Genomic DNA, 13,879 nt, shown 5'->3' on the forward strand with positions numbered 1-13,879 from the left:
CAGATCTCCGGGAGGCCACGATGGCGCGAGTCAACACCTACCTGAACTTCCAGGGTCAGGCCGAGGAAGCGTTCACCTTCTACGCCAAGATCTTCGGGACCGAGATCAGCATGCTCAGCCGGTTCGCGGACATGCCCGCCGCCGGGCCCGCAGAGTTGCCGGCCGACGAGCGGAACCTGGTGATGCACGCCGAGCTGCCGATCCTCGCCGGCCACCTGCTGATGGCGACGGACATGCTCCGGTCGATGGGGCACGAGACCCGGATCGGCAACAACACGACGCTCTGTCTCGACGTGGACAGCCGGGAGGATGCCGACCGGATCTACGCCGCCCTGGCCGACGGCGGGTCGGAAGGCTCGCCGATGGCCGACATGCCGTGGGGCGCCTACTGGGGCGTGACCCTCGACCGTTATGGCATCCGCTGGATGATCAACCACATGCCGGCATCCTGAGGCGTCGAGACCATGGGCCGTCTGGTGGTCATGCTGTCGATGTCGCTCGACGGGTTCTTCGAGGCCCCGGGCGGTGACATCTCCTGGCACGACGTGACCGAGGACCTGCATCAAGACATGAACGCGGTCCTCGGGGCGAGCGGTGGACTGCTCAACGGGCGTCGCAACTGGGAGCTCATGGCGGGGTTCTGGCCGCACCTGGGCTCCGACGAGCCCGAGGTGATGCAGGAGTTCGCAGCGATCTGGAAACGTGTCCCCCAGCACGTGTTCTCGACGACGCTGGACCACGTCGAGCACGGCGCCGTTCTGCACCGCTCCGTCGACGTCGTTCCCGCACTGAAGGAGCAGGCCGACGGCGACCTGTACGCCGGCGGCGGGACCCTCGCCGGCGAGCTGGCCCGCCGGGGCTGGGTCGACCGCTACGTCCTGCACGTCACCCCGGTCGTCCTCGGCGCCGGGACCCCGCTCTTCGCCCCGGGCGAGCGGCAGCGGCTACGTCTGGTGGCCCACAAGACGTACGACGGCGGCGTGATGCAGCTGCACTACGACGTAGCGCGGTGATCGGCGACCGGGAGCCCCCGGTGAAATCGTCGCGGCCGCCGCACCTGCTCGGGAGAGCGAGGGCGGCGGCCGCGACGTTCAGTTACGCAGAAATCATCATCAGCTGCAGCCGCTGGTGCTGCCGCAGCTCTCGCAGACGTAGCAGCTACCGGCCGGCCGCATCTTGACCCCGCAGGTCATGCACAGCGGCGCGTCGGCCGCCGTGCCCTGCTGGGCCTCGATGAGCTCGGTCGACGACCGTGCCTCGACCGGTGCCGGCCGCTCCCCCGGCTCGTGCGGCGTCCCCAGCGGCACCGAGTCGCGCAGCGTCTCCGGGTCGATGTCCTCATCGGAGGGCGCGGTCGCAGGCGCTGCGTCGTAGGAGGTCGCGACATGGGCCGCCCGCTCCTCAGCGGTGAAGATGCCGAGCTCGGCCCGCTGCTCGTAGGGCAGGTAGTCGAGCGCCAGCCGCCGGAAGATGTAGTCCATCACCGACTGCGCCATGCGGATGTCGGGGTCGTCGGTCATGCCCGCCGGCTCGAACCGCATGTTGGTGAACTTCTGGACGTAGGTCTCGAGCGGTACGCCGTACTGCAACGCGATCGAGATGGCGATGGAGAAGGCGTCCATGACACCGGCGAGCGTCGAGCCTTGCTTGCCGAGCTTGAGGAAGACCTCGCCGAGGCCGTCGTCGGGGTAGGAGCCGGCGGTCAGGTAGCCCTCGGCGCCCGCGACGGAGAACGACACCGTCTGGGACGGCCGCTTCTTCGGCAGCCGCTTGCGCACCGGCCGGTGCTCGTGCACCTCTGCGTCGGCAACGGCTTCATCCTTCTTGGCCTTCGCGTCGGTGAGCGGCTGGCCGACCTTGCAGTTGTCGCGGTAGATGGCCAGCGCCTTGAGGCCGAGCTTCCAGCCCTCGAAATAGATGTTCTCGACTTCCTCGATGGTCGCCGACTCGGGCATGTTGACCGTCTTGGAGATCGCGCCACTGATGAACGGCTGCACCGCCGCCATCATCCGGACGTGACCCATGGCGCTGATCGACCGCTCCCCCATCGCGCAGTCGAACACCTCGTAGTGCTCGGGTCGTAGCCCGGGCGCGTCGATGACGTTGCCGTGCTCGGCGATGTGCTCGACGATCGCCTCGATCTGCTCCTGCTGGTAGCCGAGCTTGGCCAGCGCCCGCGGCACCGTCTGGTTGACGATCTGCATCGACCCGCCGCCGACGAGCTTCTTGAACTTCACCAGCGCGAGGTCCGGCTCCACGCCGGTGGTGTCGCAGTCCATCATCAAGCCTATGGTGCCGGTCGGAGCGAGAACTGACGCCTGCGCGTTGCGCCAGCCGTTCTTCTGACCGATCTGCAGGCAGTCCTGCCAGGCCTTCGTCGCCGCGTGCAGCACCCGCGCGTCGTCCGCGCCCACCGGCTTGATGGCGTCGTTGGCCGCCTGGTGCTTGCGCATCACCCGGGCGTGGGCCTCGGCGTTGCGCTCGTAGCCGTCGTAGGAACCGACGACGCCGGCCAGCTCGGCGCTGCGCTTGTACGCCGTACCGGTCATGAGGCTCGTGATCGCCGCGGCGAGCGTCCGGCCGCCCTCCGAGTCGTAGGCGTGGCCCGTTGCCATCAGCAACGCGCCCAGGTTGGCGTAGCCGATGCCCAGCTGCCGGTAGGCGCGGGTGGTCTCCCCGATCGCCTCGGTCGGGAAGTCGGCGAAGCAGATGGAGATGTCCATCGCGGTGATGATGAACTCGACAGCCTTGGCGAACGTCACCGTGTCGAACGTGTCGTCGTCGCGCAGGAACTTCAGCAAGTTGAGCGATGCGAGGTTGCAGCTCGAGTTGTCGAGGTGCATGTATTCGGAACAGTTAGCGACGACCACACCACTGACGATGTACGAGTGGTTGCGTGGCTCGGTGAGGTTGTAGGTCGTCTCGAACCCCGCGAACTTGCGGGACCGCATGCTTACCGTCTCGTCCACGTCATAGACACGGTGAGAGTCCGTAACGTGCCTGAGGCGCTCGGCCTTCGAGGGCAGCGTGAACCCGATCTCGGCCGCGAAGTCGCGCAACGACCTGCCAGCAATGCGAAGGTCAAAAGACGGCCCGTTCTTGGTCCCGGTCTCGTAGATGCGCGACGCAATGCCATAGGTCGCAAGCAGTTCCTGTACACCGAGAAGCAGCTCTTCGGAGCGACTCCCCAGACCGACATAGCGCGTGCCCTTGGTCTCCTCGTCGACGACGCAACCATCAGCGTCGAACAGGCCCTGCAAGAACGCGGTGACAGCGTGCTCGGGTGCCTCAAACAGAGCATCAGGAACGGTCTTGCCCGAGGCTCGGCTGGAAGTCACTCCGAGCGCCTCAACGAACGCCTTGAAGGCCTGACGCGTAGTGCGCAGCTGTGCGGTGCCGTTGGCCTGGGTGCTGGGCTTCGCGGCAAACCCGGTGATCTTGGTCAGCAGATCCTGGTGCCGAGGGAGAACGACTGCTTGCTCCTCGGCCGAGCCGTAAACCGTTACTGCACCATCGTCCGTGACGCAGCCATCGCCAACGAGCCATCCCAGGAAATGGGCGAACTGCTCGTCCCACTTTTCTGGCAGAGCCATCTGCCCGCGCCCGCGCGCCAAGGAGGCCGCCTCGTGAGCCTGTCGAGGAAGCGCATCCGAGGCGAACACGCGATGAGCCCGGTGGAATGAACGCACGACCTTGTCGTCGCTGGTGAGATCCTCTGCCCGCACCCACCCCTTCGTCGTCCACACGCGATGGTTGGGGGTGCAACGAAGACGCGAACCGTCGGAGAATCGCAGCTCGAATACCTCGTTCGTCCCGGTCACCATGTAGCGAGTCGGGTTGGTGGCGACGACACGGGCAGCAGGATCCGTCTCACTGGTGAGGTCATTGGTGTAGACGGCAAACTGCTCGCCCCGGGCCGCGCGAGTGACGAGGTCACCGATGCGGATGAGGCCCTGGTCGGTGACAACACGCTGGTCTGCCGGGAAACACGGGTTGGATGCCGTGATGCGGCCGGTCTCCGGCGAGGTGTGCCAGTCGTTGATCGTGTCGTCGTACTGGATGCCGGGGTCGGCGCACTCCCAGGCGGCCTGGGCCATCTGCCGGAACAGCGTCTTGGCGTCGACCGTGTCGATGGTCGAGCCGTCGGTGCGCGCCCGCAGGTGGAACTCCTTGCCGTCCTCGACGGCGCGCATGAACTCACCGGTGACGCGCACGGAGTTGTTGGCGTTCTGGTACTGCACGGAGACGATGTCGCGGCCGCCGAGGTCCATGTCGTAGCCGGCGTCGCGCAGCGCGCGGATCTTGTCCTCCTCGCGCGCCTTGGTCTCGATGAACTCCTCGATGTCGGGGTGGTCGACGTCGAGGATCACCATCTTGGCCGCGCGGCGGGTGGCGCCGCCGCTCTTGATCGTGCCGGCGCTGGCGTCGGCGCCGCGCATGAAGCTGACCGGGCCCGACGCGGTGCCGCCCGAGGACAGCAGCTCCTTCGAAGAACGGATCCGCGACAGGTTGAGACCGGCGCCGGAGCCGCCCTTGAAGATGAGCCCCTCCTCGCGGTACCAGTTGAGGATCGAGTCCATGGTGTCGTCGACCGCGAGGATGAAGCACGCGCTGACCTGCTGGGGCGCCGACGTGCCGACGTTGAACCACACCGGCGAGTTGAAGCTGAAGACCTGGTGCACGAGCATGTGCGCGAGCTCGTGCTCGAAGACCTCGGCGTCGTCGGGGGTCACGAAGTAGCCGTGCTCCTCGCCGGCCGCGCGGTAGGTCTTCACGACCCGGTCGACGAGCTGCTTGAGGCTCCACTCGCGCTGCGGGGTGCCGACCGCGCCGCGGAAGTACTTCGTCGTCACGATGTTGACCGCGTTGAGCGACCAGAAGTCGGGGAACTCCACGCCGCGCTGCTCGAAGTTGACCGAGCCGTCGCGCCAGTTGGTCATCACGACGTCGCGACGCACCCACGTGACCTCGTCGTAGGGGTGGGTGCCCGGGCGGGTGTAGACGCGCTCCACCCGCAACCCGCGGGCAGCCCGGCGGTCCTGGGTGCTGCCACGGCCGGAGTTGCGGGCAGTGCCGCTGGCGGTCTCGGTCATGGGTCTCCTCTTCTGAACACAACGTCTGCGGCGCCGGGGGCCATCCCCGTTGCGGCCGGTGGTTCACGGTTGTCAGTGGTACGGCGGTGCGGTGCTGCGACGGATCACGTCAGGACGCTCGGGCCGGGCCGCCGTTGGGTCGGCACCGCCCCCGGGAGTCAGGGGGAAGGCCGGCCTAGGGCACGGCGAGCAGCTGCGCCGGGGGCGGTGCCGGGTCGGGGGCGCCGGTGTCGTCGTGGGGCGGCGACGTCGGCGGGGTCGCGGGGCGACCCGCGTGGGCGGCGCGCAGCGCCGCGATCTCGGCCTCGAAGTCGGCCAGGGACTCGAACCCGCGGTAGACGGACGCAAACCGCATGTAGGCCACCTCGTCGAGATCGCGCAGCGGGCCGAGGATCGCCCGCCCGACGTCCTGCGCGGGCACCTCGGCGGCGCCGCGGGAGCGGATCTCGTCCTCGACCTGCTGGGCGAGGACGGCGAGCTGGTCGTCGCTGACCGGCCGACCGGAGCAGGCACGGCGGACGCCGTCGAGCACCTTCAGCCGGGAGAACGGCTCGGTCGCCCCGGAGCGCTTGACCACGGAAAGGCTGGCGGTCTCGACCGTGGTGAACCGGCGCTCGCAGGACGGGCACGCCCGGCGGCGACGGATCGCCGCCCCGTCGTCGGCCTGGCGGCTGTCGACGACCCGGCTGTCGGGGTGGCGGCAGAACGGGCACTGCATCGTGCCCCCCTCTCCGCGCTCACGGCGCCTGCGACGGCCCGGTCTGTGGGTCACCCTGTGCGCAAGCTGTGGGTGACCTGTGGCTAACCGGGCACAACCTGTGGACGACTTACATCCGTGTAACTACTAGATGTTGTGACCGTAGGCCGCGGCGACCCGGCGCGCAAGCGCGCACCGCAAACTCCTCGGAAGATTTCCCAAAAGCGCAGGTCAGGCGGGCGTCATCCGCGTGTCGGGATCACCAGCGACTGCCCGGCGCGCAGCTCCGGGGAGCTCATGCCGTTGAGGTCCATCAGGCGCTGGACCGTGATCCGCGGGTCGTTGCCCGGGGCCACCCGAGTCGCCACCTGCCACATCGTCTCGCCGGGCCGCACGGTCACGTGGGTCACCTGCGCGTGCCGGCTCGGGGTGCCGGCGTCGCTCGAGGCGCGCCCGAGGGAGAAGGTCGCGAGCAGCAGCACGGCGAGGACCAGGACGAGCAGCACCCGGCCGCGCCGGGTCAGCCGGCTGCGCCGGGCCGGCCGACGGACACCGGGCGACCGCCGGCGCTCGGGCCGGGTCGGGTCGCGGTGGGGCGTCGACACGGCCGCAACCGCCGCGGTGCGGGGCGCGGCGGACAGCGCCGCCCGCCTCGCGCGCGGCTGCACCCGGGCCGTCGAGCTGCGCAGCGGCCGCATAGCGGACGGCCGCATCGGGCAGGGCCGCAGCCGGCCCGGCGCAGCCGTCGTCGGGACGAGGGTGGGGAAGGTGGTGCCGGCCATGCTCGCCTCCAGTGCCACGTCGAACGACTGTTCGATCGAACGTCTGTGCGATGTTGTACCACCCCGGCCCGACAAAATCACGACACGTTCGAACAGATGTTTGATCAGCGGGTCGATCCGCACTACCGTGACCCGCGGTGATCAGTCGAGGCAGGGAGGCACCCATGACCGGCCGGGTGAGCGGCAAGGGCACGCGCGGCGCGGGCCCCAAGGGCGAGGTCCGGGACTTCCCCGACGGTCCTCCCGGCGAGGACGGGCTGACTCCTCGCCAGCGCCGGGTGCTCGAGGTCATCCGTGACTCCGTCGAGCGGCGCGGCTACCCGCCGAGCATGCGCGAGATCGGCGAGGCGGTCGGCCTCACCAGCACCAGCAGCGTCTCCCACCAGCTGGCTGCCCTACAACGCAAGGGATTCCTACGCCGCGACCCCAACCGGCCGCGCGCCGTCGAGGTCCGTCACGCGGCCCGACCCGGCGACCGCCCCTACGACGAGACCGGTTCCGGCGACGACCGCCCGGCGCCCGCTTACGTGCCGCTCGTCGGGCGCATCGCGGCCGGCGGCCCGGTGCTGGCCGAGCAGGCGGTCGAAGACGTCTTCCCGCTGCCCCGCCAGCTGGTCGGCGAGGGCACGCTGTTCCTCCTGCAGGTGCGCGGCGACTCGATGGTCGACGCCGCGATCGCCGACGGCGACTGGGTCGTCGTGCGCCAGCAGCAGGTCGCCGAGAACGGCGAGATCGTCGCCGCGATGATCGACGGCGAGGCGACCGTCAAGACCTACCGGCGCCGGGACGGCCACGTGTGGCTCATCCCGCACAACCCGGCCTACGAGCCCATCCCCGGCGACGGCGCCACCGTGCTCGGCCGCGTCGTCGCGGTGCTGCGCCGCGTCTGATCGTCGTCACCGGCCGGCCGGGCAGCGGGGATCGTGAGCGGCACCGCCGTACGCAGCGGGCCGGCCAGCAGCGCGGCGTAGGTGCGCAGCAGCCGGGGCGTGCCGCGCCGCTCGTCGGCCATGACCAGCGCCCCGATGACCACTCCGCCGGCGCTGATCGCCACCGTCGTGGCCCAGCGTGGCGGCGAGCCCAGCGCGTCCTGGGTGATCTCGCCCGGCGGTGCGTCCAGCGTCTGCGGCGGCGACCAGTCGCCGACCGCCGTGCGCAGCGTCATCGCGGCCTCGCCACCGGTCACCGCGTAGAGCGCGAGCGTGCTGGTGCCCGCCGCGCGCGCCACGGCCAGCAACGACTCCTCCAGCACCGCGTCCGCCTCGCCGGCCGCCACGCCCGCGGCGGCCACGTCGAGCACGCCCTCGAGCTCGGCGCTGCGCTCGGCGAGCAGCCCTTCGAGCCGCGCGTTCGTGCGCTCCAGCCGGTCGAGCAGGGCGCCGTTCTCCGCCTGCAGGCGGCGACGCTCGAGCCGGGACTTCACCGACGTGACGATGCGGTCCGGGCGGACCGGCTTGGTGAGGTACTCGTCGACCACGCCGACCGCGTTGATCGCGGTCTCCAGCGTCGAGAACCCCGTGATCAGCACGACGGGCAGGTCGGGATCGCCGCGCTTGAGCTCGCCGACGACCTCGATCCCGGTCATGTCCGGTAGCCGGTGGTCGACCACGGCGACCAGCGGCGTGCGCTCCTCGGCGGCCCGCACGGCGGCGTTGCCGGTGCCCACGCCGTACGCCACGATGCCGGCGTCGACGAGGATCTCCACCACGGTCTCGCGCATGCCGTCGTCGTCGTCGACGACGAGCACGTAGTCCTCGGGAAACATCAGCGCCCCCTCACGCGGCAACGACTGCGCGCTCGACGAGCTGCAGGAGCATGCGTACCGGGAAGGGTTTCTGGACCACGGCAAAGGCGTCGGCGTCGACGGCCTGCGCGAGCTGCTCGTCCAGAGCGTAGGCCGTCATCAGGATCACCTGTGGCGGCGGCGGGCCCATCCGCTGCAGCACGCTGACGCCGTCGAGCTCGGGCATCCGGACGTCCATCACGACGACGTCGTAGTCCTCGACGGCGAGCCGGTCGAGCGCGAGCCGGCCGTTGGCGGCGACGTCGACCTTGTGCCCGGCGGTCTCGAGGATGTCGGTCAACGTCTCCCGCATCCCGAGCTCGTCGTCGACGACGAGAAGCCTGCTCATGCACCGTCTCCCCCTGCGCGCGAGCTGCGCGCCTCCCCCGTGTTGACATCCGCAGCAGGCGACGGCGGCTGGCGCGGCCCGGTCAGCATCGGCAGCACGACGCGGAACTGCGTGCCGGAACCGACGGCGCTCTCGCAGAGCAGCCGGCCGCCATGCGCCTCGACGATGCGCCGGGACACCGCGAGCCCGAGGCCGACGCCCTTGGCCTTGGTGGTGAAGAACGGCTCGAACAACCGGGCGCGGGTCTCCTCCGTCATGCCCGCACCGTCGTCGGCGACCAGCAGCTGCACGGCGCCGTCGGACTGCTCGATGCCGAGCGTGACGGTGCCGGTCTCGCCGATCGCCTGGTAGGCGTTGGTCAGCAGGTTGAGGATGACCTGCCGGAGCTGGTCGCGGTCCGCCGACAGCGCGGGGAGGCCGTCCACGGGGCGGCGGACCACGGCGATCTGGGTCGGCGGCGGCGCCACCGAGAGGGCCTCGTCGACGAGCGCCGGCAGGTCGACCGGCTCGCGCACCGGCTCGCGAGCGCGGGCGAACTCCAGCAGGTCCGACACGATCAGCGAGGCCGCGGTCACCTCGCGATCGGCGGTGTCCAGCTGCCGCGTCACGTCGTCGGACGGCGGCCCGCCGCGCGAGAGCTTGGTGCGCAGGAGGAACAGGACGTTGGTGAGTACGCCGAGGGGGTTGCGCAGCTCGTGCCCGACCGCCGACGCGAGCTGGCCGATGCCGGCCAGCCGCTCCTTGGCCACGAGCTCCATCTGCGTCTGCTCGAGCTCCTGCAGCGACGAGCGCAGCTCGGCGGTGCGTTCGCGCACGAGCGCCATCGCGTAGCGGCGGCGCCGGACGAGCACCTCGACCATCGCGGTGCCGACGAGCCCGAGGATCAGGCCGAAGCCCAGCACCACCCACGGCACGGCGTGCGCGGCCGTACCGGCGAGCACGCCGCGGGCCTGGGTGACGAGCAGCCACTGCAGGTCGGCGCCGGCGATGGACTTGCCGACCGTCACCTTCGCGGTGTGACCGGTGAGCGGCAGGTGCTTGGTCGTCGCCAGGATGATCTGACTAGGAACCGCCGTCGGGGTCGCGTAGAGGACGGCAGTCAGCTCGTGGAACGGCTGGTTGGGTCCGTCGCTCGACGCGTTCGGCGTCACCGCGCTGGCGCTGTAGACGGCGTAGCCGCCGCCCGCCATGGCCAGCCCCAGCCGGCGCTCACCGCCCTCGGAGTAGAGCGGCGTCGCGGTGAGCTTGCCCTCACGCGCGGAGGCCTGGATCGCCTCGAGACGCACGGGGTCGGTCACCGTGGCACCGACCGCGTCCGGCGCCTCGCCCACGCGGGCGACGACCGTGGGAGCAGCGCCGACCTTCAGCAGCTCGACGTAGACGAAGCCCGGAGCGCCCGGCTTCGGCCGCAGCTGCTTGCCCGCGATGCCGTCGAAGGCTGCGGGCGTCGGGGCGACCGCGGCCACCGCGATCATGCCGCCGAGGGTGGCGGGAAGCGAGCTCAGACTGCCGTCCAGCAGCGCCTGCGCCTCGCGGGCGCGCTCGGAGAGCAGCCGGTGCTCCTGGTCGTCGACGACGCCCCGCAACGCGAAGAACCCGCCGAACGACGCGACGAGGAACAGGGCCAGGACGGCGGCGGAAACCGGGCGCAGCCGAGCCGCACCCCGCTCCAGCCCGTCGGCCACCGCAACCTCCCGCGAACCGGACCAGATCAACCCCCGCCAGCGCTCACTATGGGGGCAGAACCGGACATCCACCATGACCCGAAAGGACCAATCACTCACGGTGAGCGTGCGGGAAGTGACCCTGCGTGACCACTCGCCGGGCTCTCGGAAAGGGCCTCGGGGGGTCAGTCGGCCGTGGCGACGGCGTAGGCCGAGAGCTCCTCGGCGAGCCACCGCGGCACCCGGGCGTGCATCTCGGTGCCCTCGCCGGTGTGCTCCTCGTCGAGCACCTCGCCGGAGTCGTGGATGCGCGCCACCAGGTCGCCGCGCGTGTAGGGCAGCAGGACGTGGACGCGGGCCGCCGGGCGCGGGAGCACCGCCTCGATCGCCGCCTGCAGCTCGGGGATGCCGGCGCCGGTGTGGGCGGAGACGCAGACCGCGTGCGGCTCGCGGCGCAGCAGCCGGGCGACGACCAGCGGGTCGGCGATGTCGGCCTTGTTGACCGCGACGATCTCCGGGATGCGCAGCACGGCGCCGTCGGAGTCGATGTCGGCCAGCACCTCGCGTACGGCGGCGAGCTGCGACTCGGGGTCGGGGTGCGAACCGTCGACCACGTGCACGATGACGTCGGCCTCGGCGACCTCTTCGAGCGTGGATCGGAAAGCCTCGACGAGCTGGTGCGGCAGGTGCCGCACGAACCCGACGGTGTCGGTCAAGGTGAAGACCCGGCCGTCGGACGCCTCCGCGCGGCGCACGGTCGGGTCGAGGGTGGCGAACAGCGCGTTCTCGACCAGCACGCCGGCTCCGGTCAACCGGTTGAGCAGGCTGGACTTCCCGGCGTTGGTGTAGCCCGCAATGGCGACGCTCGGCACCTCGCGACGGCGGCGGCCCGACCGCTTGGTCTCCCGGGTGTGGGACATGCCGGCGATGTCGCGGCGCAGCCGGGCCATCCGGGCCCGGATCCGCCGCCGGTCGGTCTCGATCTTGGTCTCACCGGGACCGCGGGTGCCGATGCCGCCGCCGGCGGCGCCGACCCGACCGCCCGCCTGCCGGGACATCGACTCGCCCCAGCCGCGCAGCCGCGGCAGCAGGTAGGACAGCTGGGCGAGCTCGACCTGCGCCTTGCCCTCGCGGCTGGTCGCGTGCTGGGCGAAGATGTCGAGGATCAGCGCCGTACGGTCGATGACCTTGACCTTCACGACGTCCTCGAGCTGGCGCAGCTGGCCGGGGGTCAGCTCGCCGTCGACGATCACGGTGTCGGCGCCGGTCGCGACGACGATGTCGCGCAGCTCGCGCGCCTTGCCGGAGCCGACGTAGGTCGCCGGGTCCGGCCGGTCGCGGCGCTGGACCATCCCGTCGAGCACGACCGAGCCGGCGGTCTCGGCCAGCGCCTTGAGCTCGATCAGGCTGTTGGCGGCATCGTCGGCCGAACCGTCGGTCCAGACGCCGATGAGCACGACCCGCTCGAGGCGCAACCGGCGGTACTCGACTTCGGTGACGTCCTCGAGCTCGGTGCTGATGCCGACGACGCGGCGCAGCGCGCGCCGGTCCTCGAGGTCCAGCTCGCCGACGGACGGGGACGTCTCGTCGCCGAAACGGTCGTCGTAGGCATGGTCATCGGCCGGCTGCTCGGGCGCCACGAGCGGCTCGAAGCGCTCGTCGGGTGCGGTGGTCATCGATCTCTCAACGTCGCGGGCCGGCTCGGTCATCCCGCGCATCGTGACACGCGCGGCGGCCAGCGGGCATCCGAGTTAGACCCGGTCAACCGCGCAGCACGCCGTCGGCGACGAGGACGGCCGGGCCGCTGAGCAGCACCCGCCGGTCGGCGTCGACGGTGATGGTGAGCCGGCCACCGGGGACGTCGACGTCGTACGTCGCGGGCAACGGGTCCCCACGCCGCTCGCGCACGGCGACCGCCGCGGCGCAGGCGCCGGTGCCGCACGACTGGGTCTCGCCCACGCCGCGTTCGTGCACCCGCATGGCGAGGTGGCCACGGCCCCGCTCGACGACGAACTCCACGTTGACCCCGGCCGGGAACACCGGCACGACGTCGGGCACCTCACACAACGGGCCTGCGTCATCGAGCGTGCCGACGACGGCGACCGCGTGCGGGTTGCCCATCGACACCCCGGTCGCAGGCCAGTGGCGGGTGCCCACTGTCACCGTGAACGCGCCCTCGATCGGGGCCCAGCGGCCCATGTCGACGGTGACGTCACCGGCCGCGGGCACGCGCACCGTCTTGACGCCGTCGCGGGTGGCGACCGCGAGCTCGCCGGGCGCGGCGAGGCCGGCCTCGACCAGGTAGCGGGCGAACACCCGGATGCCGTTGCCGCACATCTCGGCGACCGACCCGTCGGCGTTGCGGTAGTCCATGAACCAGTCGGCGGCACCGGCGTCGGCCGCGGCGTCGGGCTCCGCGGCGGTGCGGACCACGCGCAGCACACCGTCACCGCCGATCCCGGCACGGCGGTCGCAGATCGCCCGGATCGCCGCAGCGTCGAGACTCAGCGTTCCGTCGGGGTCCGGCAGCACGACGAAGTCGTTGCGGGTGCCGTGCCCCTTGACGAACCGGACGCCGTCGAGGCCCACGGCTCGATGCTAGTGCTCGATCAGCCGGTCGGCTCGCCGTGCGGGCCGCGCCAGCCGGTGCCCCGGGTCAGCATCCAGCGGGCCCGGTCGCCGCGCTGGGGGCCGCTGAACAGGTAGCCGAGAGCCCGGTCGCAGCCGAGCTCGCAGAGGCGGGCGCCCTCGGCCCACGACTCGACGCCCTCGGCGACGACGTACTTGTCGCGGGCGTGGGCGAGCCGGATGACCGACGCGACGATGTTGTCGTCCTCGAGGTCGGAGCCGACGCCGCGCACGAAGCTGCGGTCGAGCTTGACCGCGTCGATGGGCAGGTCGTCGAGCGTGGCGAGGGTGGAGTACCACGTGCCGAAGTCGTCGATCGCGGTCGCGGCACCGGCCACCCGAAGCTCGCGCAGCAGCCGCGCGGCGAGCTCCGGCGCCCGGCCCACTGCCTCCTCGGTCACCTCGACGCCGAGCGCGCCGCCTGGGAGCCCGGCGCCGGCGATCAGGTCGGCAACCATCTCGACGAAACCCGGGCAGAGCAGCTGGGCCGCCGAGATGTTGACCCACAGCTGGCGCTGCTCGCCGCCGGGGCGCGGCGGCAGCCGCTCCCACGACCGCAGCTCGTCGACGCAGCGTCGCAGCACCCATTCCCCGATCCGCGGCGCGAGCCCCAGGGAGTCGGCGATCGGGAGGAAGTCGCCGGGCCACAGCAGCCCGCACAAGGGGTGCTGCCAGCGGATCAGCGCCTCCATGCCGACGACCGCGCCGCTGGCCAGATCGACCTCGGGTTGGAAGTGCAGGACCAGCGTGTCGTCCTCGAGCGCCAGCGGCAGCGACGCGGTCACCGCCGCCGAGAGGTCAGGCGGCAGCGAGGAGGGCCGGGCGGCCGGCGCGGGCGGGCCGTTCGGGATCTGGACGCTCGACATGGGGGGTCCTCCCGCGC

Annotated in this window: 12 protein-coding genes; 3 read left to right on the forward strand and 9 right to left on the reverse strand. The window is 71.3% G+C overall.

Translation table 11 applies throughout. The features are described from left to right. Positions 1-452 (forward strand): VOC family protein (locus tag VFJ21_03500; protein HET7406185.1); only part of this gene is annotated, 452 nt, incomplete at its 5' end. A gap of 12 nt (positions 453-464) precedes the next feature. After that, positions 465-1,013: a dihydrofolate reductase family protein gene (locus tag VFJ21_03505; protein HET7406186.1), complete on the forward strand. Its 549-nt coding sequence runs from the start codon at positions 465-467 to the stop codon at positions 1,011-1,013. 99 nt (positions 1,014-1,112) lie between these two features. Here VFJ21_03505 and VFJ21_03510 read toward each other — a convergent pair whose 3' ends face one another. From VFJ21_03510 to VFJ21_03520, 3 genes are all read right to left on the reverse strand, one after another. After that, a complete protein-coding gene (locus VFJ21_03510; protein HET7406187.1) occupies positions 1,113-5,093 on the reverse strand; it encodes a vitamin B12-dependent ribonucleotide reductase in 3,981 nt (1,326 codons plus the stop codon). Positions 5,094-5,268: 175 nt separating this feature from the next. Beyond that, positions 5,269-5,811: a transcriptional regulator NrdR gene (gene nrdR / locus VFJ21_03515; protein HET7406188.1), complete on the reverse strand. Its 543-nt coding sequence runs from the start codon at positions 5,809-5,811 to the stop codon at positions 5,269-5,271. Positions 5,812-6,032: 221 nt separating this feature from the next. Further along, positions 6,033-6,572, reverse strand: a complete 540-nt coding sequence (locus VFJ21_03520; protein HET7406189.1) for a LysM peptidoglycan-binding domain-containing protein — start codon at positions 6,570-6,572, stop codon at positions 6,033-6,035. Between the two features lie 164 nt (positions 6,573-6,736). Here VFJ21_03520 and lexA point away from each other — a divergent pair, with 164 nt between their 5' ends. Then, complete coding sequence (gene lexA / locus VFJ21_03525) at positions 6,737-7,462, forward strand: transcriptional repressor LexA (GenBank protein ID HET7406190.1); 726 nt, start codon at positions 6,737-6,739, stop codon at positions 7,460-7,462. On the opposite strand, the gene VFJ21_03530 is transcribed toward lexA, so the two are convergent. The 6 genes from VFJ21_03530 to VFJ21_03555 all read right to left on the reverse strand — a co-directional run bounded on the left by VFJ21_03530 (position 7,393) and on the right by VFJ21_03555 (position 13,862). Next, positions 7,393-8,337 (reverse strand): response regulator, encoded by a 945-nt coding sequence (locus VFJ21_03530; GenBank protein ID HET7406191.1) that lies wholly within the window; start codon positions 8,335-8,337, stop codon positions 7,393-7,395. The two genes, lexA and VFJ21_03530, sit on opposite strands and share 70 nt — an antisense overlap. 10 nt (positions 8,338-8,347) lie before the next feature. Beyond that, positions 8,348-8,704: a response regulator gene (locus VFJ21_03535; protein ID HET7406192.1), complete on the reverse strand. Its 357-nt coding sequence runs from the start codon at positions 8,702-8,704 to the stop codon at positions 8,348-8,350. Then, positions 8,701-10,389 carry an ATP-binding protein gene (locus tag VFJ21_03540; GenBank protein HET7406193.1) on the reverse strand — a complete coding sequence of 563 codons (1,689 nt, stop codon included), beginning with the start codon at positions 10,387-10,389 and terminating at the stop codon, positions 8,701-8,703. The genes VFJ21_03535 and VFJ21_03540 overlap by 4 nt, the downstream gene beginning before the upstream one ends. 164 nt (positions 10,390-10,553) lie before the next feature. Beyond that, a complete protein-coding gene (gene hflX / locus VFJ21_03545; GenBank protein HET7406194.1) occupies positions 10,554-12,044 on the reverse strand; it encodes a GTPase HflX in 1,491 nt (496 codons plus the stop codon). A gap of 85 nt (positions 12,045-12,129) precedes the next feature. Beyond that, positions 12,130-12,957 carry a diaminopimelate epimerase gene (gene dapF, locus VFJ21_03550; GenBank protein HET7406195.1) on the reverse strand — a complete coding sequence of 276 codons (828 nt, stop codon included), beginning with the start codon at positions 12,955-12,957 and terminating at the stop codon, positions 12,130-12,132. A gap of 20 nt (positions 12,958-12,977) precedes the next feature. Further along, positions 12,978-13,862 (reverse strand): EAL domain-containing protein, encoded by an 885-nt coding sequence (locus tag VFJ21_03555; GenBank protein HET7406196.1) that lies wholly within the window; start codon positions 13,860-13,862, stop codon positions 12,978-12,980. Positions 13,863-13,879: the final 17 nt, after the last annotated feature.

The sequence above is a fragment of the Mycobacteriales bacterium genome (assembly GCA_035690485.1).
Taxonomy (GTDB): Bacteria; Actinomycetota; Actinomycetes; order JAFAQI01; family DASSKL01; genus DASSKL01.